Source organism: Couchioplanes caeruleus (assembly GCF_023499255.1).
GTDB lineage: Bacteria > Actinomycetota > Actinomycetes > Mycobacteriales > Micromonosporaceae > Actinoplanes > Actinoplanes caeruleus_A.
The window spans coordinates 5,071,048-5,093,210 of the sequence record NZ_CP092183.1 but is presented as its reverse complement, the minus strand read 5'-3'; the positions used below and the strand labels follow the sequence as shown (position 1 = coordinate 5,093,210).

The 22,163-nt window shown below is 74.2% G+C and carries 22 protein-coding genes; 20 read left to right on the top strand and 2 right to left on the bottom strand.

Annotation, left to right across the window (positions count from 1 at the left end; genetic code table 11):
• The first annotated feature begins 6 nt into the window (after positions 1 to 6).
• The 6 genes from COUCH_RS23640 to COUCH_RS23615 all read left to right on the top strand — a co-directional run bounded on the left by COUCH_RS23640 (position 7) and on the right by COUCH_RS23615 (position 6,659).
• Positions 7 to 1,740, top strand: coding sequence for an ABC transporter ATP-binding protein (locus tag COUCH_RS23640; protein ID WP_249607377.1), 1,734 nt, complete (start codon positions 7 to 9; stop codon positions 1,738 to 1,740).
• 485 nt (positions 1,741 to 2,225) lie between these two features.
• Entirely contained in the window at positions 2,226 to 2,879 is a 654-nt protein-coding gene (locus COUCH_RS23635) for a hypothetical protein (protein ID WP_249613956.1), read from the top strand.
• 754 nt (positions 2,880 to 3,633) lie between these two features.
• Positions 3,634 to 4,566, top strand: coding sequence for a hypothetical protein (locus tag COUCH_RS23630; protein WP_249607376.1), 933 nt, complete (start codon positions 3,634 to 3,636; stop codon positions 4,564 to 4,566).
• Positions 4,563 to 4,985, top strand: a complete 423-nt coding sequence (locus tag COUCH_RS23625) for a phage holin family protein (RefSeq protein WP_199514843.1) — start codon at positions 4,563 to 4,565, stop codon at positions 4,983 to 4,985. Before COUCH_RS23630 ends, COUCH_RS23625 begins: the two co-directional genes overlap by 4 nt.
• Positions 4,961 to 5,632, top strand: a complete 672-nt coding sequence (locus tag COUCH_RS23620; protein ID WP_249607375.1) for a DUF3618 domain-containing protein — start codon at positions 4,961 to 4,963, stop codon at positions 5,630 to 5,632. Before COUCH_RS23625 ends, COUCH_RS23620 begins: the two co-directional genes overlap by 25 nt.
• A gap of 70 nt (positions 5,633 to 5,702) precedes the next feature.
• Positions 5,703 to 6,659, top strand: coding sequence for a TIGR03557 family F420-dependent LLM class oxidoreductase (locus COUCH_RS23615; protein WP_249607374.1), 957 nt, complete (start codon positions 5,703 to 5,705; stop codon positions 6,657 to 6,659).
• Here the strand turns inward: COUCH_RS23615 and COUCH_RS23610 are convergent.
• The gene (locus COUCH_RS23610) at positions 6,656 to 7,078 is read right to left on the bottom strand and encodes a MarR family winged helix-turn-helix transcriptional regulator (protein WP_249607373.1); all 423 of its coding nucleotides are present in this window, start codon (positions 7,076 to 7,078) and stop codon (positions 6,656 to 6,658) included. The two genes, COUCH_RS23615 and COUCH_RS23610, sit on opposite strands and share 4 nt — an antisense overlap.
• 66 nt (positions 7,079 to 7,144) lie before the next feature.
• Here COUCH_RS23610 and COUCH_RS23605 point away from each other — a divergent pair, with 66 nt between their 5' ends.
• The gene (locus COUCH_RS23605) at positions 7,145 to 7,663 is read left to right on the top strand and encodes a YbhB/YbcL family Raf kinase inhibitor-like protein (protein WP_249607372.1); all 519 of its coding nucleotides are present in this window, start codon (positions 7,145 to 7,147) and stop codon (positions 7,661 to 7,663) included.
• A 38-nt stretch (positions 7,664 to 7,701) separates the two neighbouring features.
• The gene (locus COUCH_RS23600; RefSeq protein WP_249607371.1) at positions 7,702 to 8,568 is read left to right on the top strand and encodes a glycosyltransferase family 2 protein; all 867 of its coding nucleotides are present in this window, start codon (positions 7,702 to 7,704) and stop codon (positions 8,566 to 8,568) included.
• Positions 8,569 to 8,574: 6 nt separating this feature from the next.
• Here the strand turns inward: COUCH_RS23600 and COUCH_RS23595 are convergent, their stop codons facing one another.
• On the bottom strand, positions 8,575 to 9,981 hold the full coding sequence (locus tag COUCH_RS23595) for an aldehyde dehydrogenase family protein (RefSeq protein WP_249607370.1): 1,407 nt from the start codon (positions 9,979 to 9,981) through the stop codon (positions 8,575 to 8,577).
• A gap of 139 nt (positions 9,982 to 10,120) precedes the next feature.
• Here COUCH_RS23595 and COUCH_RS23590 point away from each other — a divergent pair, with 139 nt between their 5' ends.
• The 12 genes from COUCH_RS23590 to COUCH_RS23535 are packed head-to-tail and all read left to right on the top strand — an operon-like array spanning position 10,121 to position 22,160.
• Complete coding sequence (locus COUCH_RS23590; protein ID WP_249607369.1) at positions 10,121 to 11,764, top strand: carbamoyltransferase family protein; 1,644 nt, start codon at positions 10,121 to 10,123, stop codon at positions 11,762 to 11,764.
• On the top strand, positions 11,761 to 12,759 hold the full coding sequence (locus tag COUCH_RS23585; protein ID WP_249607368.1) for a glycosyltransferase family 2 protein: 999 nt from the start codon (positions 11,761 to 11,763) through the stop codon (positions 12,757 to 12,759). Before COUCH_RS23590 ends, COUCH_RS23585 begins: the two co-directional genes overlap by 4 nt.
• Positions 12,756 to 14,333: an HAD-IIIA family hydrolase gene (locus COUCH_RS23580; protein ID WP_249607367.1), complete on the top strand. Its 1,578-nt coding sequence runs from the start codon at positions 12,756 to 12,758 to the stop codon at positions 14,331 to 14,333. The genes COUCH_RS23585 and COUCH_RS23580 overlap by 4 nt, the downstream gene beginning before the upstream one ends.
• Positions 14,330 to 15,259, top strand: a complete 930-nt coding sequence (locus COUCH_RS23575; RefSeq protein WP_249607366.1) for a glycosyltransferase — start codon at positions 14,330 to 14,332, stop codon at positions 15,257 to 15,259. Before COUCH_RS23580 ends, COUCH_RS23575 begins: the two co-directional genes overlap by 4 nt.
• A complete protein-coding gene (locus COUCH_RS23570) occupies positions 15,250 to 16,476 on the top strand; it encodes a glycosyltransferase (protein WP_249607365.1) in 1,227 nt (408 codons plus the stop codon). Before COUCH_RS23575 ends, COUCH_RS23570 begins: the two co-directional genes overlap by 10 nt.
• A complete protein-coding gene (locus COUCH_RS23565) occupies positions 16,476 to 17,090 on the top strand; it encodes a D-sedoheptulose-7-phosphate isomerase (RefSeq protein ID WP_249607364.1) in 615 nt (204 codons plus the stop codon). The genes COUCH_RS23570 and COUCH_RS23565 overlap by 1 nt, the downstream gene beginning before the upstream one ends.
• On the top strand, positions 17,087 to 18,484 hold the full coding sequence (locus COUCH_RS23560; RefSeq protein WP_249607363.1) for a PfkB family carbohydrate kinase: 1,398 nt from the start codon (positions 17,087 to 17,089) through the stop codon (positions 18,482 to 18,484). The genes COUCH_RS23565 and COUCH_RS23560 overlap by 4 nt, the downstream gene beginning before the upstream one ends.
• A gap of 7 nt (positions 18,485 to 18,491) precedes the next feature.
• Positions 18,492 to 19,172, top strand: a complete 681-nt coding sequence (locus tag COUCH_RS23555) for an SDR family oxidoreductase (protein ID WP_249607362.1) — start codon at positions 18,492 to 18,494, stop codon at positions 19,170 to 19,172.
• Positions 19,169 to 20,098: a glycosyltransferase family 9 protein gene (locus tag COUCH_RS23550; RefSeq protein ID WP_249607361.1), complete on the top strand. Its 930-nt coding sequence runs from the start codon at positions 19,169 to 19,171 to the stop codon at positions 20,096 to 20,098. Before COUCH_RS23555 ends, COUCH_RS23550 begins: the two co-directional genes overlap by 4 nt.
• On the top strand, positions 20,082 to 21,050 hold the full coding sequence (locus COUCH_RS23545; protein WP_249607360.1) for a DNA topoisomerase IB: 969 nt from the start codon (positions 20,082 to 20,084) through the stop codon (positions 21,048 to 21,050). Before COUCH_RS23550 ends, COUCH_RS23545 begins: the two co-directional genes overlap by 17 nt.
• A 31-nt stretch (positions 21,051 to 21,081) precedes the next feature.
• A complete protein-coding gene (locus COUCH_RS23540; protein WP_249607359.1) occupies positions 21,082 to 21,642 on the top strand; it encodes a helix-turn-helix domain-containing protein in 561 nt (186 codons plus the stop codon).
• Complete coding sequence (locus COUCH_RS23535; protein WP_249607358.1) at positions 21,639 to 22,160, top strand: GNAT family N-acetyltransferase; 522 nt, start codon at positions 21,639 to 21,641, stop codon at positions 22,158 to 22,160. Before COUCH_RS23540 ends, COUCH_RS23535 begins: the two co-directional genes overlap by 4 nt.
• The last annotated feature ends 3 nt before the right edge of the window (positions 22,161 to 22,163 follow it).

Sequence of the window (22,163 nt, the reverse complement as noted above, 5' to 3'; positions counted from 1 at the left end):
CGTGCGATGACGGCGCTCCCGGTCGCGGGGCGCGACCGGGTGCGGCGGGCGGCCGCCGGGCTGATCCGCGCCGACGCCCGCGCGGTGACGCTGATGGTCACGCTCAACGGCCTGGCCGCCGTCGCCGGCCTGGCCGGGCCGTGGCTGCTCGGCCGGGTCATCGACACGGTCGCCGCCGGCACCGGGTCGGTCGCCGCCGTCGACCACCTCGCGCTGGGCATCCTGCTGTGCACGCTCGGGCAGATCCTGCTGTCCCGGTCCGCGCTCGTGGCGGGTCACCGCTTCGGCGAGCGTACGGCGGCCCGCATCCGCGAACGCTTCCTCGACCGGGTCCTCGCCCTGCCCGCCGCGGTGGTCGAACGGGTACCGGCCGGTGACCTGGCCGCCCGCGGCACCGCCGACGTCGGCGCGGTCGCGTTCACGCTGCGCGACGCCGTGCCGGAGGTGCTGATCGCGGCGGCGCAGGCGATCTTCGTGCTGGTGGCGGTGTTCCTGCTGGACCCGCTGCTCGGGGCGGTCGGCGTGGCCGGACTGTCCGGCATCGCGGTCGCCACCCGCTGGTATCTGCGCCGGGCCCGCAGCGCGTACCTCGACGAGGGCGCGGCCGGGTCGGTGCTGGCCGACGAGCTGGCGTCCACCATCGCGGGCGCCCGTACCGTCGAAGCCTTCGGCCTGCAGCAACGCCGCCTCACCGCGGGCCGCGCCGCGGTCGGCCGGGCCCGGCGCACGCGGGTGCGCACGCTGTTCCTGCGCAGCGTGCTCTTCCCCGTGGTCGACCTGTCCTACGTGGTCCCGGTCGTGGCGGTCCTGCTGCTGGGCGGGGCGCTCTACGTCGACGGGCGGATCACGCTGGGCGCCGTCGCCGCCGCCGCGCTGTACCTGCGGCAGCTCGCGGTGCCGCTCGACGCGATCCTGATCTGGCTCGAGCAGCTGCAGAGCACCGGCGCGTCGTTCGCCCGGGTCGAGGGCCTGGCCGGCCTGCCCGCGGTGGTCCCGGCGGCCGGCACCGCGCCGGCCGGCGACCGCATCGAGGTCCGCGGCGTCCGGTACGCCTACGACGGCGGCCGCGACGTCCTGCGCGACGTCGACCTGACGGTACGGCCGGGGGAACGCCTCGCCGTCGTCGGCCCGTCGGGCGCGGGCAAGTCCACACTGGGCCGCCTGCTCGCCGGCGTGGACCGCCCGGGCGCCGGCACGGTCACCGTCGGCGGCGTCCCGATCGCCGACCTCCCACCGGACCTGCTGCGCCGCCAGGTGGTGCTGGTGACCCAGGAACAGCACGTCTTCCGCGACGCCATCCGCGACAACCTGACGATCGCCGCGCCGGACGCCACCGACGAGGAGCTGATGGCCGCCCTCGCGTTGGTCGGCGCGGACTGGGTCGCGGAACTCCCGTACGGCCTCGGCACCCGCCTCGGCGGCGGCGACCTCGCGCTCGACGGGGCCCGCGCCCAGCAGCTCGCCCTGGCCCGGGTGGTGCTGGCCGACCCGCACACGGTGGTGCTCGACGAGGCGACGGCACTGCTCGACCCGGCGACGGCCCGGGACGCGGAACGCGCGCTGGCGGCGGTGCTGCACGACCGTACGGTGATCGCGATCGCCCACCGCCTGCAGACGGCACACGACGCGGACCGGGTCGCGGTGATGGAGGCGGGCCGGCTCGTCGAACTGGGCACCCACGACGAACTGGTCGCAGCAGGCGCAACGTACGCGGCACTGTGGCGTACCTGGCACGGCTGAGTCGGGGCCAGTCGCACGACGGCGGTTGACCTGGGCTGTGACCCTCGGTGCCGGGCCGGCCGAGATGACCGTGCTGGGGCGATCGCGCGGGCGACGGCTGACCCCGGCATGCCCGAATCCGCTTGGCAGCGCACCATCCGGCGGCGTGCGGACGGTCCCGCCCGGGAGATCGTCGAACCGGGCCGGTCCGGAGGCTTCCGTCCACACGCGGCGATCCGGACGGCGCCGGCGTCCACCAGTGAACCTCCCGACGCATCGCGAGAGCCGCCCCGTCGATGCGGCCACGTCGCCCCCTTCATTACGCGGCTCAGGTGGAGAGCAAGGTGGCTGTTCCTGATCGCTGCCGGTGCTCCGTAGGCACAATTTATACCGGGGTCCGGTCGATATCGTCCCCGCGGAGGCTGGATATTTCGATGTGGCGATCGTCGCTTTTCCACGGTGATCGTTCAGTGGAGTGATGGACGCGGTTGCGGGACAATTTCCGTATGCAGCAGCTCCAGTTGTTTTCCGCCGCGGAATTGGCCATGATGCGCGACCGGTCGGCGTCGCGTCGCTATTCTCCGGCGCGGGAGGAGTTTCGCCGCGAGCACGCGCGCCATCGGGTGCGGGGGTTGGCGCAACGGCATGCTGCGAAGCTGCGTCGCCTGCGCGGTGATTGCGGCGGCGGCGGGCTGGCGGGGGCGTCCGGGTCGGAGCATGGGGCGGTGCGGCCCGTTCCGGTCGCGGCTTCGCGCGGTCCTGCGCAGGTGGCGACGATGCAGGGCGCCGATACGGCGGAGCCTGCGGCGGTGTCGAGTGAGGCCGCGGGCGATTCGGCGGTGGCGGCGGTGTCGAGTGGGGCCGCGGGGGATTCGGTGGTGGCGGCGGGTGAATCAGTAGTGCTGTCGGTCGGGCCGGTGTTGGTGGCGAGTGGGCCGGTGGTGGTCGCAAGTGGGTCGACTGTGGTGGCGGTCGGGCCGGCGGTATCGGCGGTGGCGGCGAGTGGGTCGGCGGTGGCGGCGGGCGGACATTGGGTGAGTCGGCGGCGGTTGAGGCCGTTACTCCCGCCGATTCGGGACGGTCGCTGGTGGCGGCGGATGAAATTGCTCATGACAATGTTCTTCGAGCGAGTTCGAATCGCCACTGTCGACCGCGCATAGAAAGGCCCGGGAAGGCGTTGCATCGCGGAATCACACGCGGTCGAAAAATCGTGCATCCCGGTGTTCGCGGCGAATACGGAGAACACATCTTGCGGCAGCTGCTTGACGATGAGTCCCGCAGCCGACCGGTCAGCCGAGGCGGGTCAGCGCCCGGGGAGGGGAGACCATTGCGGCCGAGCGGGCCGGGCGGCCGCGGGCGTGGACGCGGCTGTGGCCGGTCAGCCGGAGCGGGTCGCGGCGGCGGAGGAAGTGTGCGCGGCTGGCCGGTCCCGGCCCGGCCTGCGGTGGTGGTGGGAGGGGAAACGTGCAGCCGGCCGGCCTCGGTCCGGCCGGCTGGGTTCGTGGCGGGGGGAAACGTGTGTCCGGCTGGTGGGGGTTGCGGTGGGAGGAAGTGGGTCCGCCGGCCGGTCTCGGCGAAGCCGGCGGTGGTCGCGGCGGGGGAAACGTGTGCCCGGCCGGCCGGTTCCGGTCCAGCCGGCGGGGTCCCGATGGGATGAATCGTGTGCCCGGCCAGTTTTCGGGCCCGGCCGGCGGGGGACCTTCGCTCCTGTGTGTACACCCTCGGTGATCGGTAAAACGTGCTGAATCGATCGATGCTGTAGGAGAAGGGCCGGCCCGCGTGGATACCCCCTTCCAGCGGATCTATGCAGGGAAAATTCGCCTCATTGTGCAGCGACGAAGATGTATGAGCGCGGGCCACCGGGGGTAGCTCAGGTGGTGATGCACCGACGGACGAACCATCATGGAGGTAGCGATGAGTGACCCCTACACGGGTGCACGCGCCCCGGACGCCACGCCCGGCTACGGCGAGGTGCCGGTCCAGCCGGTCGAGACGTACCCGGCCACGGGCGTGACCCAGGACAGCCTGACCACCGGCGACGACCGCGGTTTCGGCGGCACGACGACGGGCTCCGGCGACGCCTCGGGCGCCAAGGAGCAGGCCAAGCAGGTCGCGGGGGAGACGGCCGGCGCCACCAAGCAGGCCGCCGCCGAGGTGAAGGACACCGCCAAGGAGCAGGCGCAGCGCGTCGGCTCGGAGGCCAAGGCGCAGGCCCGCAACATCGCCTCCGACGTCCGCGATCGGGTCGGCACGCAGGCCCGTACGCAGAACGACAAGCTCGTGAGCTCGATCCGGCAGACCGCCGACCACCTCGACGAGATGCGCGGCGACCGGCAGGACTCACCGGCCGCGACCGTCGTGTCCCGGATCGCCGACAGCGGCCGGCAGTTCGCCGACTACCTGGACCGCAACGGTCCCGAGGGCGTGCTGCGCGAGGTCAGCGACTTCGCCCGGCGTCGTCCCGGCGCGTTCCTCGCGAGCGCCCTGGCCGCGGGCTTCGTGGTCGGACGGCTCGGCAAGGGCGTCGCCAAGGCGGACGACACCGCCGGCAAGCCGCAGACCGACAGCTTCGTCTCCGGTACGGGCACCTCGTACGGCACCGGCTACGACACCACCACCACCACGACCACGACCGGTGCGGGCTACGGCACGACCGGCACGGGTTACGCGACCGGCACCACCGGTGGTGAGTACCCGACGACGACCGGTACGCCGGCCACCACGGGCACCGGCTACGTCGACCCGGGCGTGGAGACCGGCTACACCACGTCCGGCACGGAGTACGCCTCGACCGGCACCGGCACGCCGCTGGTCGTGGAAGAGGAGTACCCGGGCGGCACGAGATGACCGCGCCGTACCCCACCGGCGAGAGCCGTTCCGAGGAGGTCTCCGAGACCTCGGTCGGCGAACTGATCGGCAACATCAGCAACGACCTGTCGCAGCTGTTCCGCCAGGAGGTGGAGCTCGCGAAGGTCGAGCTGAAGCAGGAGGCGTCGAAGGCGGGCAAGGCCGGCGGCATGCTCGGCGGCGCCGCCTTCGCCGGCTACCTCGTGGTCGTGCTGCTCAGCTTCGCGCTGGTGGCCGCCCTGAGCAACGTGATGGACCCGGGCTGGGCCGCGCTGATCGTCGCCGCCATCTGGGCGATCATCGCGGGCGTTCTCTACGCGAACGGCCGTAAGAAGCTCAAGACCGTCGACCCCACCCCGCACCGCACCGTCGAGACGCTCAAGGAGGACGCGCAATGGCTGAAGAACCCGACCGGCTGAGGCAGGAGATCGAGGCGACGCGGGCCTCGCTGACGCGCGACGTGGACATGCTGGCCGAGAAGACCAGCCCCAAGCAGGTCGCGAAGCGGCGCTGGACCGCGGTGAAGGAGAAGGTCATGGGTACCACCGATCAGGCCAGGTACAGCACGTCGAACGCCGCGGGGGGCGTGCAGGACAAGGCGCGCGACGTCGCCGGGACGGTGCAGGACAAGGCGCACGACGTCGCGGGGACCGTGCAGGACAAGGCGCACGACGTCGCCGGGACCGTGCAGGACAAGGCGCACGACGTCGCGGAGTCGGTACGCAACGCCCCGCAGGCGGTGACCCAGCAGACGCAGGGCAACCCGCTCGCCGCCGGCATCATCGCGTTCGGCGTGGGCATGCTGGCCGCGACGCTGATCCCGGCCACCGACGCCGAGAAGCGCGCCGGCGCGCAGCTCAAGGAGCACAGTGGCGACCTGACCGACAAGGTCAAGGACGTCGCGAGCGAGCTGAAGGACGACGTCCAGGGCACCGTGCAGCAGGCCGCCGGCCAGCTGAAGGAGACCGCCCAGGACGCCGCGCAGACGACCAAGCAGCAGGCTCAGTCCTCGGCGCAGGACGCCAAGGAGCAGAGCAAGCAGGCCGTCGCCGACGCCCGGTCCTAGGGCGTACGCCCCACGTTTGTCGCTCCCTGCCGGGGGCACCTGGCAGGGAGCAGACGACGAGGGAGCCAGCATGAAGTTCGGGTACAAGCTGTCCGCCGAGGGGTTCGGCCCCAAGGAACTGATCGAGCAGACCGTCCACGCCGAACGCGCCGGGTTCGACTTCGTGGAGATCAGCGACCACTACCACCCGTGGCTGGACGTGCAGGGCCATTCGCCGTTCGCGTGGACCGTGCTCGGCGCCATCGCCGCGAAGACCGAGCGGATCGGGCTCGCCACCGGCGTCACCTGCCCCACCGTGCGGTACCACCCCGCGATCATCGCGCAGGCCGCGGCGACGCTGCAGATCACCTCGGACAACCGCTTCACGCTGGGCATCGGGGCGGGGGAGCGGCTCAACGAGCACGTCGTCGGCCAGGGCTTCCCGAGCGTCCGCGGCCGCCACGAGCGGCTGCGCGAGGCGCTGGAGATCATCAAGCTGCTGTGGCAGGGCGGCTACCAGTCGTACGAGGGCAAGCACCTGCAGCTCGAGGACGCCCGGGTGTTCGACCTGCCGGACCAGCTGCCCGTCATCGCCGTGGCGGCCGGTGGGAAGAGCGCCGCGACGATGGCCGCCGAGCTGGGGGACGGCCTGTTCGCCACCGAGCCCCGCAGCGACCTCGTGGAGACGTACCGGGGCGCCGGCGGCACCGGTCCGCGCTACGCCGAGGTGCCGATGGCCTGGGCCCGGACCGAGGAGGCGGGCGTCCAGGAGGCGCTCAAGACCACCCGCTGGGCGGTCACCGGCTGGAAGGTCATGAGCGAGCTGCCCAACCCGGTGAACTTCGACGCCGCGTCGCAGACGGTGCGCGAGGAGGACATCCGCGAGCAGTTCGCGGTCGGCCCGGACGCCGAGCCGTACGTCGAGGCCGTCAAGAAGTACGTCGAGGCCGGCTATGACCACATCGTGCTGCAGAACGCCGGGCCCGACCCCGAGGGCTTCATCGACTTCTTCCAGAAGGACCTGGGCGACAAGCTCCGCGCCCTCTAGTCACCCATCAGCTTCCGCAGAACGGCGGGGATGCGCGCCACCACGGCCCGCTCCTCGCCGTTCAGCGTGTCCAGGGCCGCCGCGATGAACCCGGCCCGGTGCCGCCGTTCGGCGTCGAGGCGGCGTACCCCCTCGGGCGTGACGGTGACGACGACCTGCCGGCGGTCGGCCTCGCCCGGGCCCAGCGTGACCAGGCCCTGCTCGGCCAGCAGGCCGACGGTCCGGGTCATGGACTGGTGGCGTACCCGCTCGCGGCGGGCGAGCTCCGCGATGGACAGCGCCCCGGCCCGGTCGAGATGTCCCAGCACCGCCGTCTGGCTGCGCGGCATCGTGTCGTGCTCACGGACGTGCCGGACGAAGTCGCCCATCGCGGACCGCAGCTCCTCGGCCACCCGGACGGGATCCTCACTCGCGCTCATGGCGAAACAATACAGGCTTGCTGTACAGTCTAAATGCACAGCAAGACTGTAGATCTGGAGACGTGCATGAGCTACGACCCGTACGCCCTGGCCTTCCCCGCGGCGTCGTTCCCGCTGCACAGCGAGGACTTCGCCATGAACAGCCCCCTGCCGGCGCAGGCGTACGCCACCGGCGCGTCCACGGGGGAGTCGCCGCAGCTCTCGTGGGGGCCGCTGCCCGACGGGACGCGCAGCGTGGTGGTGACCGCGTTCGACGCGGACGCGCCCATCCCCGGCGGGCTGTGGCACTGGGCCGTCAAGGACATCCCCGGCACCGTGCCCGGCCTGGCCCGCGGCGCGGCGTCGGACCTGCCGCCGGGTGCCGTGCACCTGCCGAACGACCTCGGCGTGGCCGGGTACTCCGGGGCGAAGCCGCCGCCGGGCACCGGCACGCACCGGATGTTCGTCTGCGTGACCGCGCTGACGGTCGACCGGCTCGACGTACCGCCCGGCGCGAGCCTCGCGATGCTCAACATCCTGCTGATCCCGCACACCGCCGGCCGTGCCGTCCTGGTCGGCACGAGCACGCCCGATCACCGAGAGTGAATGTATTGACACGACGGATCGGGGGTATGGGCGGGGCCATGACGATCCAGCTGGACCCCGCCGGAGCCGCCGGGGCCGCGATGCCGCGCGAGACCGAGGACATCACCGTCGTGGTGGCAACCCGCAACCGGCGGGACCGGCTGCGCGAGACCCTGCCCCGGCACGCCGCCCCGGTGATCCTGGTCGACAACGGCTCCGACGACGGCGGGCCGGACGAGGCGCCCGGCGTCGACATCGTCCGGCTCGGCGAGAACCGGGGCGCGGCGGGACGCAACGTGGGGGTCGAGCGGGCGCGGACACCGTACGTGGCGTTCGCCGACGACGACTCGTACTGGGAACCCGGCTCGCTCGCGACGGCGGCGAAGCTGCTGGACGCGTACCCGCGGACCGCGCTGATCTCCGCCCGCGTGCTGGTCGGTGCCGACGGCCAGGAGGATCCGATCTCGGCGGCCATGGCGGCCGCGCCGCTCGGCGTCCCCGCCGACGCGCCCGGCGCGTCCATCAGGGGTTTCCTGGCCTGCGCCGTCGTGGTCCGGCGCGACGCCTACCTCGCGGCCGGCGGCTTTCATCCCATGCTGCACGTGTACGGCGAAGAGGCGCTGCTCGCGATGGATCTGGCCGCGGCGGGGCACCGGCTGGCGTACGCGCCCGAGCTGACCGTGCGGCACCTGCCGCTGCCCAGCGGCCGGAACCCGGGGGCCCGGCGTCGCCTCGAGGTGCGCAACCGCGTGCTGACCGCGATGCTGCGGCGCCCGCCGGCGGTCGTGCGCCGGGAGATGGCAGCGGCGTGGCGCGCGGACCGGGGCGGCCTGGCCGACGCGGTGAAACTGCTCCCGCGGGTCCTGGGGCAACGCCGGGCGCTGCCCCAGGACGTCGAACGGGATCTCGTCACGCTCGGCTGCTGAGCCTCGTCACCAGCCGGCCGGCGGGGCCTCGATGTGCACGGCCTTGGTGACGGTCATCTCGTCGAGCAGCTCCGGGCCGTACCCGAAGCCCTGACCGCTGCCCCGGCGCGGGTGCGCCGCGCCGCCGGGCGCCCCGCCGAACACCGCGTTGATCTTCACCGTGCCGGCCGGTAGTTCCCGCCATGCCTGCTGCGCGTGGCTCATCGAGCCGGTCAGCACGGTGGCGGCCAGCCCGTACGGGGAGTCCGCCGCCCGCGCCAGCGCCTCGCCGAACGAGTCGACGGTCGCGACGGGTGCTACCGGCCCGAACGTCTCCTCGCGCAGCACGGCCATGTCGTCGGTGCAGTCCGCGAGCACGGTCGGCGGGTAGTACGCGCCCGGCCCGTCCGGCACCTCGCCGCCGGTGAGCACCCGAGCGCCCGCCTCGACCGCCGCCGTCACCTGCGCATGCACGCCGTCGCGCAGCCGGGTGTCCACCAACGGTCCGATGTCGCCGGCCCACGTCCGCGCCTGCTCCGCGAGGGCCTCGAGGAACGGCCCGGCCACGTCGCGGTGCACGTAGATGCGCTCGACGGAGACGCAGATCTGCCCCGAGTTGGCGAACGAGCCGAGGGCCGCCTGTTCGGCCGCCCACCGCGGGTCGACGTCCGCGTCGACGATCAGCGGGTCGCTGCCGCCGTTCTCCAGCAGCGCCTTGGCGCCGGTGGTCGCGCAGGCCGCCGCGATGGCCCGGCCGGTCGCGGTGGAGCCGACGTGCGCGACGACGTCCACCTCGGACGACGCGAGCGCCGCGCCCACCGGACCGTCGCCGTTGACCAGCGACAGCACGCCGGCCGGGACATGCGGGGCGAGGAGCTGCGCGAGCCGCCAGCCGGTCGCGGGGGTGCGCTCACTGGGCTTGTAGACCACCGTGTTGCCGGTGACCAGGGCCGCGCCGAGCAGCCCGCAGGACACCGCCACCGGGTCGTTCCACGGGGTGACGACGGCGACGACGCCGCGGGGGCCGTACGCCATCAGGTCGATCGCCTCGTCGTTGCCGGCCAGGCTGCGGCCGCGGTGGGTGGGGCCCAGCTCGGCGTACTGGCGCAGCGTGCCGACGCCCGCGCCGATCGAGTCGCGGGCGCCGCCGACGGGCTTGCCCATCTCCTGGTTCATCAGCTCGGCGAGCTCGTCCGCGGCGGCCTCGACCGCGTCCGCCGCCGCGTGCAGGGCGGCAGCGCGGGCCGCCGGCGCCGTCCGGGCCCAGCCGGCCGCCGCGTCCCGCGCCGCCTTGACCGCCGCGGCCACGTCGGCCTCCGAGGAGACCTTCACGGCGGTCACCGGATCGCCGGTCTCAGGGTTCAAAACGGTCAGCGTACGGTCCGAGCCGCCCGGTCCCCAGGTGTCACCGATCAGCTGTTCGACGTCATTCATGGCCGCCGCTTTCCCCGCCTGGGCCGATACAAACTTCCTGATACGACCTATCAGTGCAGGTGAGGGGCGATCTCAAGAAGTTGAGAAGAAGTCGATGATCATGTGGTTAGCCGGGTGATCCAGGGGTATCCGGCGGCCCATGCGAGTCCTGGGAATCAACGCGATCTTCCACGATCCGGCCGCTGCTCTGATCGTCGACGGTCAGGTTGTCGCCGCCGCGGAGGAGGAGCGCTTCAGCCGCCGCAAGCACGGCAAGCGGCCGGTGCCCTTCTCGGCCTGGGAACTTCCCGACCTCTCCGCCGCCTGGTGCCTCGAGGAGGCCGGCCTCGAGCCCGGCGACCTCGACGCCGTCGCCTACTCCTTCGACCCGGGGATGGCGCGCGACGCCGCGGACCTCGGGCTCAACGACCCGTGGGACCACCTGCGCGTCGACTACGCGCGCCGCGCGCCGCAGTTCCTCGCCGCCGCGCTGCCGGGGCTCGACCCCGAGCAGGTGCGCTTCGTGCCGCACCACGTCGCCCACGCCGCCTCCGCCGGGCTGTCGGTGCCCGAGGACAGCGCGGTGCTGGTGCTCGACGGCCGCGGCGAGGTCGCCAGCCACCTCGCCGGTGTGTACCGCGACGGGCAGCTGACCACCCTCGCGAGCCAGGAGCTGCCGCACTCGCTCGGGCTGCTGTACGAGGACCTGACCCGCCACCTGGGCTTCATGCACTCCTCGGACGAGTACAAGGTGATGGCGCTGGCCTCGTACGGCAAGCCGAAGTACCTCGACCTGTTCCGCGAGTGGGTGCACGCCAACGAGGACGGCGGCTTCACCGTGGAGCGCATCGACTGGTCCGCGCTGACCAAGGCCCGCACCGCCGACGGGGAGATGACCGAGGCGCACGCCGACCTCGCCTCCAGCGTCCAGGTGCGGCTCGAGGAGGTGCTGCTCGACCTGGCCCGGTGGACGTACGAGGCCTCGGGCGGCGTCAAGACGCTCACCATGGCCGGGGGCACCGCGCTGAACTGCGTGGCCAACGCGCGCATCGCCGCCGAGGGCCCGTTCGACCGCGTCTGGGTGCAGCCCGCCGCGGGCGACTCCGGCACCGCGCTCGGCGCCGCCCTCTCCGTCGCCCGCACCGGCGGGCCGGTCGCCCCGTTCGCCGGCGCCGACCTCGGCCGCGGCTGGAGCGACGAGGAGCTGGAGGCCGAGCTGAAGCGGGCGGCGCTGCCGTACACCCGGCCCGCCTCGATCGCCGCCGAGGCCGCCAAGGTGCTCGCGGACAACGGCATCGTCGCCTGGTACCAGGGCCGCAGCGAGTACGGCCCCCGCGCGCTGGGCCACCGCTCGCTGCTCGCGCACCCCGGCGACCAGGACACCCAGACCCGCATGAACAACGTGAAGGGCCGCGAGCAGTTCCGGCCGATCGCGCCGATGGTCCGGGCCGAACGCTTCGCCGACATCTTCGAGGGCGTCTACCCGAGCCCGTACATGCTGTTCGTGCACAAGGTGAAGCCGGAGTGGAAGGACCGCATCCCGGCGGTCACCCACGTCGACGGCACCGCCCGGGTGCAGACCGTGCACACCGAGACCGAGCCGGTCGTCGCCGAGATGCTGGCCGAGTTCGAGCGCCTCACCGGGCTGCCCGTCGTGGTCAACACCTCGCTGAACACCGCCGGACGGCCCATGGTGGACACCCCGCGCGAGGCGATGGAGCTGTTCGGCTCCGCACCGGTGGACCTGCTGGCCCTCGGACCCTTCGCCGTGCACCGCGCGTCGGCCTTCGGGGACGGTCGATGACCGGCGTCTCCGTGGTGGTACCCACCCTCGGACGGCCGAGCCTGACCGCGCTGCTGACGGCCCTGGCCGCGGGCACGCCGGCGGCGATGCCGGTCGAGTACCTGGTCGTCGACGACCGGGCCGACGCCGACGGGGAACTGCCGATACCGCCCGGCATCGAGGTGAAGGTGCTCACCGGTCGCGCCGCCGGGCCGGCCGCCGCGCGCAACGTGGGCTGGCAGGCGGCGAGCCACGAGTGGGTGGCGTTCCTCGACGACGACGTGCTGCCGGACACCGACTGGCTCGCCCGGCTGCACGCCGACCTGGGCACCGCCGCCGCGCACGTCGGGGGAGTGCAGGGCAACCTGCGCGTGCCGCTGCCGGCCGACCGGCGCCCCACCGACTGGGAGCGGGTCACCGCCGGGCTCGCCGACGGCGCCTGGATCACCGCGGACATGGCGTACCGGCGCTCGGCGCTGGAGGCCACCGGCGGCTTCGACGAGCGCCTGCCCCGGGCGTTCCGGGAGGACGCCGAGCTCGCGCACCGGGTGCGCGCTGGGGGATACGAGCTGGTCAAGGGGGCGCGGACGGTCACCCACCCGGTGCGCCCCGAGGACCGGTGGGTCAGCGTACGGACCCAGCGCGGCAACGCCGACGACGCGCTGCTGCGGCACCTGTACGGCCCCGGCTGGCGTACCGCCCTGGAGGTTCCGCCGGGCCGGCGCCCCCGGCACGTGGCCGTGACCGCCGCGGCTGCTCTCGCCGGGGCGTCCGCCGTGACCGCCGCGCTCACCCGTCGCCGGGGCTGGGCCGTCGCCGCGGCCGCCGCCACGGCGCTGTGGGCCGCGGGGACCGCCGAGTTCGCGGCCGCCCGGATCGCGCCCGGGCCCCGCGACGCCCGCGAGGTCGGCACGATGCTGCTGACCAGCGCCGTCATCCCGCCCGTGGCCACCGTCCACTGGCTGCGCGGCTGGGTACGGTGGCGCGGGTCCCGCCCGGTGGAGCCGCAGCGGTGAGCCGGCTCTACGAGGCCGTCCTGTTCGACCGCGACGGCACGTTGATCGTCGACGTGCCGTACAACGGTGATCCCGCGCTGGTGCAGCCGATGCCCGGTGCCCGTGAGGCCCTCGACCGGCTGCGCGCCGCCGGGCTCAGGCTCGGCGTGGTCACCAACCAGTCCGGCCTCGCCCGCGGGTACTTCACCGCGGCCCAGCTCGACGCGGTCAACGCCCGGGTCGAGGAGCTGCTCGGGCCGTTCGACACCTGGCAGATCTGCCCGCACGACGACACCGCCGGCTGCCGCTGCCGCAAGCCCGCGCCCGGCCTGATCGAGGACGCCGCGGCCGCGCTCGGCACCAGCCCGCAGCGCTGCGTCGTCGTCGGCGACATCGGCCGCGACATCGTGGCCGCCGGGGCCGCCGGCGCCACCGGCATCATCGTGCCCACCGAGGTCACCCTCGCCCCGGAGGTCGCCGCCGCGCCCGCCGGCGCCGATGACCTCGCCGCCGCGGTCGGACTCATCCTCGAACGGCAGGCCCTGGTCACCCCCGTCGCCACCCGCGAGCGGGCCGGCACGGTGCTGGTGGTGCGCTCCGACTCGGCCGGCGACATGCTGATCACCGGGCCCGGCATCCGGGCGGTCGCCGCCGGCGCCGAGCGGGTCGTGCTGCTGTGCGGCCCCCGCGGCCGGGCCGCCGCCGAGCTGCTGCCCGGCGTCGACGAGATCATCGAGGCGCGGCTGCCCTGGATCGACCCGCAGCCGTCGCCCGTGGACGCCGCGTTCGTCCGCGACCTGACGCAGCGGCTGGCCGCGACCGGCGCCGAGGAAGCCGTGATCTTCACGTCCTTCCACCAGTCGGCGCTGCCGCTCGCCCTGCTGCTGCGCGCGGCCGGGGTCGGCCGGATCACCGCGATCAGCGACGACTACCCGGGCTCGCTGCTGGACGTGCGGCACCGCGTACCCGTCGGGGTGCCGGAGGCCGAGCGCGCGCGTTCGGTGGCCGCCGCCGCGGGCTTCGCCCTGCCCGCCACCGACGACGGCGGGCTGCGGGTCGAGACAGGACCCGTGCGCGCCGGCCATGACTACGTTGTCGTCCACCCCGGCGCGTCCGTGGAGGCCCGGTCCTGCCCGCCGGAGACGATGCGCGCGATCGTGGCCGCGCTCGCCGCCGACGGGCACGAGGTGCTGGTCACCGGCGGCCCGGACGAGCGGGAGCTGGCCACGTCCGTGGCCGGCGACGCGGGCACCGACGCGGGCCTGATGAGCCTGCGCGAGCTGGCGGGCCTGCTGGCCGGGGCGTCCGCCGTGGTGGTGGCCAACACCGGGCCCGCGCACCTGGCCGCCGCCGTGGGCACCCCGGTGGTCAGCCTCTACGCCCCGACCGTCCCCTTCGGCCAGTGGGGGCCGTACCGGGTGCCGTACGTGCGCTTGGGCGACGCCGCCGCGCCCTGCCGGGACACCCGCGCCACCCGCTGCCCCGTGGCCGGCCACCCGTGCCTGTCCACCATCGCGCCCGCCGACGTGCTCGCCGCCCTGCGGCTGCTGGGCGTACGGGCGCAGCACCCCCGAACGGAAGAGGTCGCCGCGTGAACATCCTGCTCTGGCACGTCCACGGGTCCTGGACGACGTCGTTCGTCCACGGCAAGCACCGCTACCTCGTGCCCGTCAACGCGGCCCGCGACCAGTGGGGCCTCGGCCGCGCCCGGACCTTCGACTGGCCGGAGACGGTGGAGGAGGTCGACATCGGCGCGCTGACGCCGGACGACGTCGACGTGATCATCCTGCAGCGCCCCGACGAGCTGGAACGGGTCGCGCACCTGCCGGCGCCGAGGATCTACGTCGAGCACAACACGCCCAAGGGCGACGTACCCAACTCCCGGCACCCGATGGCCGACCGCGACGACCTGGTCGTCGCGCACGTCACCCACTTCAACGAGCTGTTCTGGGACACCGGCGCGACCCGCACCACGGTCATCGAGCACGGCGTCGTGGAGCCGAGGGCGCGCTACACCGGCGAGCTCGACCGCCTCGCGGTCGTCACCAACGAGCCGGTACGCCGCAACCGCGTCACCGGCACCGACCTCATGCCGCGCTTCACGCCGGTCGCGCCCCTGGACGTGTACGGCATGGGCGTCGGCGGCCTGAACCTCGACCGGGTCACCGCGTACGACGACCCGCCGCAGGCGCGGATGCACGAGGAGATCGCGAAGCGGCGCGCGTACCTGCACCTGTGCCGCTGGACCTCGCTGGGGCTCAGCCTCATCGAGGCGATGCAGATCGGGATGCCGGTCCTCGCCCTCGCCACCACCGAGGCCATCGCCGCCGTGCCGAACGACGCGGGCGTGCTATCCACCCGCGCCGGCACGCTCGTGGAGGCGGCGCAGTGGCTGATCGACGAGCCGGACGCCGCCCGCCGGCTCGGCGAGCGGGCCCGGCAGGTCGCCCTCGCGCGCTACGGCCTCGACCGCTTCCTCGCGGACTGGGACCGCCTGCTGGAGGAGGAAACATGCGCATAGCGATGATCTCCGAACACGCCAGCCCGCTGTCCGCCCTGGGCGGCGTCGACGCGGGCGGGCAGAACCGGCACGTCGCCGAGCTGTCCGCGGCGCTGGTGGAGCAGGGCCACGAGCTCCGCGTCTACACCCGCCGCGACGACCCGGACCTGCCGGTGGTCGTGCCGATGAACGGCTTCGAGGTGGTGCACGTCCCCGCCGGGCCGGCGATGACGCTGCCCAAGGACGACCTGCTGCCGTACATGGGCGACTTCGCCGAGTGGACCGCGGCGGACTGGCGCACGGCCTGGCTGCCCGACGTGGTGCACGCGCACTTCTGGATGAGCGGGCTGGCCGCCGTCACCGCCGGGCGCGCCTGCGACGTGCCGGTCGTGCAGACCTACCACGCGCTCGGCACGGTCAAGCGCCGCCACCAGGGGGCCAACGACACCAGCCCGCCGCACCGGGTCGCGTACGAGCGCCAGCTGGGCCGGGTGGTGGACCGCATCGTCGTGCAGTGCCAGGACGAGATCCGCGAGCTGGTCACGATGGGCGTACCGCGATCCCGGATGGCCCTGGTGCCCTCCGGCGTGGACACCGACCGGTTCCGCCCGCACGGGCCCGCGGTGGCGCGCGACGCCGACCGGCCGCGGATCCTCACCGTGGGCCGCCTGGTCGAGCGCAAGGGCTACGAGGACCTCATCCGCGCCCTGCCGTCGGTGCCGGGCGCCGAGCTGGTCGTGGTGGGTGGCCCGCCCGACGGCCGCCTCGACGACGACCCGTACGCCCGCCGCCTGCGCGCCCTCGCGGACAGCTGCCGGGTGTCCGGCCGCTTCCACCTCGCCGGCCCGGCCGGGTCGGCGGACATGCCGCGCTGGTACCGCTCCGCGGACGTGCTCGCCGCCGCGCCCTGGTACGAGCCCTTCGGCCTGACGCCGCTCGAGGCGATGGCGTGCGGCGTACCCGTGGTCGGCACCGCGGTCGGCGGCCTGACCGACACGGTCGTCGACGGGGTCACCGGTGACCTCGTGCCGGCCCGCGACTTCCACTCCCTCGGCTCGGCCCTGCGCCGGTTGCTCGCCGACGACATGCGCCGCGTGTCGTACGCGGCCGCCGCCGCGGACCGGGCCCTGCACTCGTACTCGTGGCGGCGCATTGCCGCGCGGCTGGCGACGGTCTACGCGACCGTGGCCGGCCGTACCCCGATCACCACGGACTCCCCCCGAGAGGCGGTTGTGTGATGGACCTGTTGGACTCCCACCTGCGCGGCATGGCGGAGGCGCTGGGGCCGTACCGGGCCGTGGCCTCCGGTCGCCTCTCCCGCTGGGGCGCCGAGCTCGCCGAGCACCTGGGCACCGGCGGCCGGCTGCTCGTCGCGGGCAACGGCGGCAGCGCCGCGGAGGCGCAGCACCTCGCCGCCGAGCTGGTCGGCCGGCTGCGCGACGAGCGGATGCCGCTGTCCGCGATCGCGCTGACCCCCGACTCGTCGGCGGTCACCGCGATCAGCAACGACTACGGCTACGACGAGGTCTTCGCCCGGCAGGTACGCGCCCACGGCCGCCCGGGCGACGTGCTCATGCTGATGTCGACCAGCGGCCGCAGCCCCAACCTGATCCGGGCCGCGCACGCCGCCCGGGAGGTGGGCGTACGGACCTGGGCGCTGGTCGGCAAGGGTCCGAGCCCGCTCGCCGAGGCGTGCGACGAGGCGCTGTGCTGCCCGGCCGACGACTCCCAGGTCGTGCAGGAGCTGCACCTGATCTCGGTGCACGTGATGTGCGAGTACCTGGACCGGGCGCTGCCGGTTGTGCTGGGAAAAGCCGCGGCGGACCGGCGCGAGGCGGTGCTGGTGTCATGAGCCGTCCCCTGCTGGTCGTCGTCGGCGACACCCTGCTCGACCGCGACGTCGAGGGCGCGGTGAACCGGGTGGCGCCCGACGCCCCCGCGCCCGTGCTCGACGAGCGGTCCGTCACGGACCGTCCGGGCGGCGCCGGCCTCGCCGCCCTGCTGGCCGCCGGTCAGGGCCACGACGTCGCGCTGGTCACCGCGCTCGCCGACGACCCCGCCGCGGCCCGGCTCAGCGAGCTGCTCACCGCCGCCGGCATCGAGGTGTACGCCCTCCCGCTGCCCGGCGCCACCCCGGAGAAGATCCGCCTGCGCGCCGGCAACCAGGTCCTGGTCCGCCTGGACCGCGGTGGCGAACCGGTCGCGCCGGGCACCGCGCCGGAAGCGGCCCTGCAGGTGCTGCGGGAGGCCACCGCCATCCTCGTCAGCGATTACGGCCGCGGCGTGGCCCGGCACCCGGAGCTGCGCCGCGCGCTGGAGGCGGCCAAGGCGCCGATCGTGTGGGACCCGCACCCCAACGGCCCGGCCCCGGTGCCCAACGTCCGGCTCGTCACGCCGAACGAGTCCGAGGTCCGCAAGCTCACCGGCGACGCGGGAGCGGGCTCTAGGCTGGCGACCGTCCAGCGCGCCGGGCACCAGCTGCGCCAGCGCTGGCGGGCCGGGGCGGTGGCCGTCACCGTCGGTGCCGCGGGGGCCGTGCTGTGCCACGCGGGCCCGACACCGCTCGTCGTGCCCACGCCCACCGACGCCGACGGTGACACCTGCGGGGCGGGGGACCGGTTCGCCGCCACCGCCGCGTTGTCGCTGGCCCGGGGCGCCCTGGTGTCCGAGGCCGTGCAGGAGGCGGTCGCCGCGGCCACCGCGTACGTCGCGGCCGGCGGCGTCACCGCCGCGCTGGCCCCGGAGGAGAAGCCGGACGACCAGGAGCGTATCGGCGCCGCCGAGGCCGGCCGGCTGCTGGCCGACGTCCGCGCCCGCGGCGGCACGGTGGTGGCCACCGGCGGCTGCTTCGACCTGCTGCACATCGGCCACCTCGCCACGCTGCAGGCCGCCCGCAAGCTCGGTGACTGCCTCATCGTCTGCCTGAACTCCGACAGCAGCGTCTCGGCCCTCAAGGGACCGGACCGCCCGCTGACCAGGCAGGCCGACCGGGCCCGGCTGCTCGCCGCCCTGGACTGCGTCGACGCCGTCGTGATCTTCGACGAGCCGACGCCCGAGGCGGTGCTGACCTGGCTGCGCCCGGACGTCTGGGTCAAGGGCGGCGACTACGCCGACGGCGGCCCGGACCTGCCCGAGGCCGAGCTCATGCACCGCTGGGACGGCCAGACCGTGATCGTCCCCTATCTCGACGGCCGTTCCACCACCAACACCATCGCCGCGGCGCAGGCCGCCGCCACCAGGAGGTAGCACACACATGGACGCAGTCATCGTCACCGGCGGGTCCAGCGGGCTGGGCGCCGCCGTCGTCGACGCGGTGGTCAAGGCCGGCGGCCGGCCGTTCGTCATCGACCGGCAGCCGCCCCGCGACGGCGTCGCCTGGGTCGAGTGCGACCTCGCCGACACCCGCGCCGCCGAGGCCGCCACCCGCGAGCTCATCGAGAAGGCCGGCGGCAGCATCGACGGCGTGGTCACCGCGGCCGGCATGGACGTGCCCGGCGCCCTCGCCGACATCCCCGGCGAGACCTGGGACCGGATCGTCACCATCGACCTGCTCTCGACCGCCGCGGTCATCCGCGCCGCGATCCCGGCCCTCAAGCAGTCGCACGGCGGGGTGGTCACGATCGCCTCGACGCTGGGCGTCAAGGCCGTCAGCGACGCGACCGCGTACTGCGCGGCGAAGTTCGGCGTCGTCGGGTTCACCCGGGCGCTGTCGGCCGAGCTGGCCGGTCAGGTCAACGTCACGCTGGTCATCCCGGGCGGCATGAAGACGAAGTTCTTCGACGAGCGCGACCCGCAGTACAAGCCCGGCCCGGACGCGATCCTCAACGACCCGGCCAACGTGGCGAACGCCGTCATGTTCGCGCTCAGCCAGCCCGCCGGCTGCGCGGTCCGCGAGCTCGTCATCGCCGCCGAGCAGGAGAGCTCGTACCCGTGATCCTCGTGCTGCGTGCCCTCGGCGTGGGCGACCTCGCCGCGGGCGTGCCGGCACTGCGCGCGGCCCGGGCCGCGTTCCCGGGCCGGACCCTCGCGCTGGCCGCCCCGGCCTGGCTCACCCCGCTGATCGACCTGGTCGGCGGGGTGGACCGGATCGTGCCCGCCGGGGGCCTGGACGGGCCGCTGCCCGGGCTCGGTGGCATCGAGGTGGCGGTCAACCTGCACGGCAGCGGCCCGCAGTCGCACCGGCTGCTGCAGGCGGCGGAGCCCGCGAAGCTGTGGGCGTTTGCCAGCCCGGCAGCGGGGCATCTCGACGGTCCCACCTGGGCCGAGGAGGAACACGAGGTGCAACGCTGGTGCCGGCTGCTGCGCCACTACGGCGTGGCCGCTGATCCGTCCGATGTGTCCCTGCGGGTTCCGGACACCGACGTGCCGCACGGGGTGACGATCGTGCACCCCGGCGCGAAGTCGCCGTCGCGGCGCTGGCCCACGGCGCGTTACGCCGCCGTGGCCCGCAAACTCGCCGCCAACGGCCACCGGGTGCTGGTCACCGGTTCGGGCGCGGAACGCGAGATCGCGACCGAGGTCGCCACCCAGGCCGGTCTGGGCCCGGAGGCGGTCGCGCGCACGAGCCTCGGTGAACTCGCCGGGCTGGTCGCCCACGCCCGGCTGCTGATCAGCGGCGACACCGGCATCGCCCACCTGGCGACCGCGTACCGGACGCCGTCGGTCGTGCTGTTCGGCCCGATGTCGCCGCAGCGCTGGGGACCGCCGCCGGACCGGGCGTACCACCGGGCGATCTGGCACGGAACCCGCTCGGAACCGGGCGACCGGCCCGGACCGGTGCACCCCGCGCTGCTCGCGGTGCGCGTCGACGAGGTGCTCGAGGCGGTTGCCGAGGTGGAGCGCCATGCGGCTGCGGCGTAGCGACCTCACCAAGCCCGGGTACGGCCGCCGGCGCAGCGGCAAGGGCTTCACATACCTGGACTGCGACGGCAAGCCGCTCAAGGACGCCGGCGAGGTCGAGCGGGCCAAGGCGCTCGTCATCCCGCCCGCCTGGACCGACGTGTGGATCAGCCCGGACCCGCGCGGGCACATCCAGGCCACCGGCGTCGACGCGGCCGGCCGCAAACAGTACGTTTACCACCCCGAGTGGCGTACGGCCCGCGACGAGGCGAAGTTCGACCACGCGCTGGAGGTCGCCGAGAAGCTGCCCGACATCCGCTCGCAGCTCTGCGCCGACCTGAGCAGCCGGGGACTCACCCGCTCCCGGGTCCTGGCCGCCGTCACCCGCCTGCTCGACATGGGCATGTTCCGCGTCGGCAGCGACCAGTACGCCCAGCGCGAGGAGGACCCCTCGTTCGGCCTGTCCACGCTGCGTCCCGAGCACGTGCGTGCCGGCCGCGGCTGCGTGGTGCTGGAGTTCGTCGGCAAGTCCGGCAAGGAGCACGCCCGGCCGGTGGCGGACGGCGAGGTCTGCCAGGTGCTGCGCGACCTGCGGAAACGGCGCTCAGGGGAGGAGCGGCTGTTCGCGTACTACGACCAGCGGCAGAAGCAGTGGCGGGAGGTCCGCGCCGACGACATCAACGAGTACCTGCGCGAGATCAGCGGCACGCAGATGAGCGCGAAGGACTTCCGGACCTGGCACGGCACCGTCAAGGCCGCCGAGGAGCTGGCCGAGGCGGGACCGCAGAAGACGAAGACCGCCCGCAAGAAGGCCGTCTCGCACGCGATGAAGGAGGTCGCCGAGCTGCTCGGCAACACCCCCGCGGTGGCGCGCGCCTCGTACGTGGACCCGCGCGTGGTCGAGGCGTACGAGAAGGGCGAAACGGTCGAGGAACCGACCGAGGAAGCCGTGCTCGACCTCCTCACCGACTGACCCCTCCCAGATATGGGATAGCATCCCGCATGTGAGAGAAGCCCTCGACGACCGGCTCGCCGCCCGCCTCGCCTCGCTGCGGGTGCAGCACGACTGGTCGCTCGACGACCTGGCCGCCCGCACCGGCGTCAGCCGCTCGACCCTGTCCCGCCTCGAACGGGGCGAGATCAGCCCGACCGCGTCCCTGCTCGGCAAGCTCTGCACGGCGTACGGCTGGACGATGTCCCGCCTGCTCGCCGACGTCGAGGCCGCGCCGCCGCCCGTGGTCCGGGCCGGCGACCAGAGCGTCTGGCGCGACGACGCCTCCGGCTTCACCCGGCGCGTGGTGTCGCCGCCGCACGCCGGGCTGCGCGGCGAGATGATCGAGGGGCAGCTCGACCCGGGCGCCGACATCGCGTACGACGCCCCGCCCGTGCCCGGCCTCGAACAGCACGTGTGGGTGCTCGCCGGCGCCCTGCGGCTCACCGACGGCGACACCACCCACGAGCTGGGAACCGGCGACTGCCTGCGGTTCCGCCTGTGGGGACCGACCCGCTTCCGCAACACCGGCGCCGGCCCGGCCCGGTACGCCGTGGTGATCGTGCTGCCGTGATCGAACGCTTGACGCCGGCCACCTTCCCCGGAGCCGTCCCCGACCTGGCGGGCCTGCTGGTCGACGCCGTGGCCGGGGGAGCCTCGGTCGGCTTCCTCGCCGGCTTCGACCGCCCGGCGGCCACGGCGTGGTGGCAGGCGCGGGCCGCCGCCGTCGCCGACGGGAGCCTCGCGGTCTGGGTGCACCGCGCGCCGCACGGCATCACCGGGACGATCAGCCTCGCGGACGCGGGGAAGCCCAACGCCCGCCACCGCGCCGAGGTCGTGAAGCTCGCCGTGCACCGCGCCGAGCGGGGCCGCGGCCTCGGCCGCGAGCTGCTGGCCGTTGCGGAGCAGCACGCCGCCGCCTCGGGCATCACGCTGCTGCTGCTCGACACGGAGACGGACAGCCCCGCCGACCACCTCTACCGCTCGGCGGGCTGGCAGCGGTACGGCATCGTCCCGGACTACGCCGCCGGGCCCGGGGGAGAGCTCAAACCGTGCAGCTTCTACTACAAGACGCTCGGGGCCGGCCGATGAACG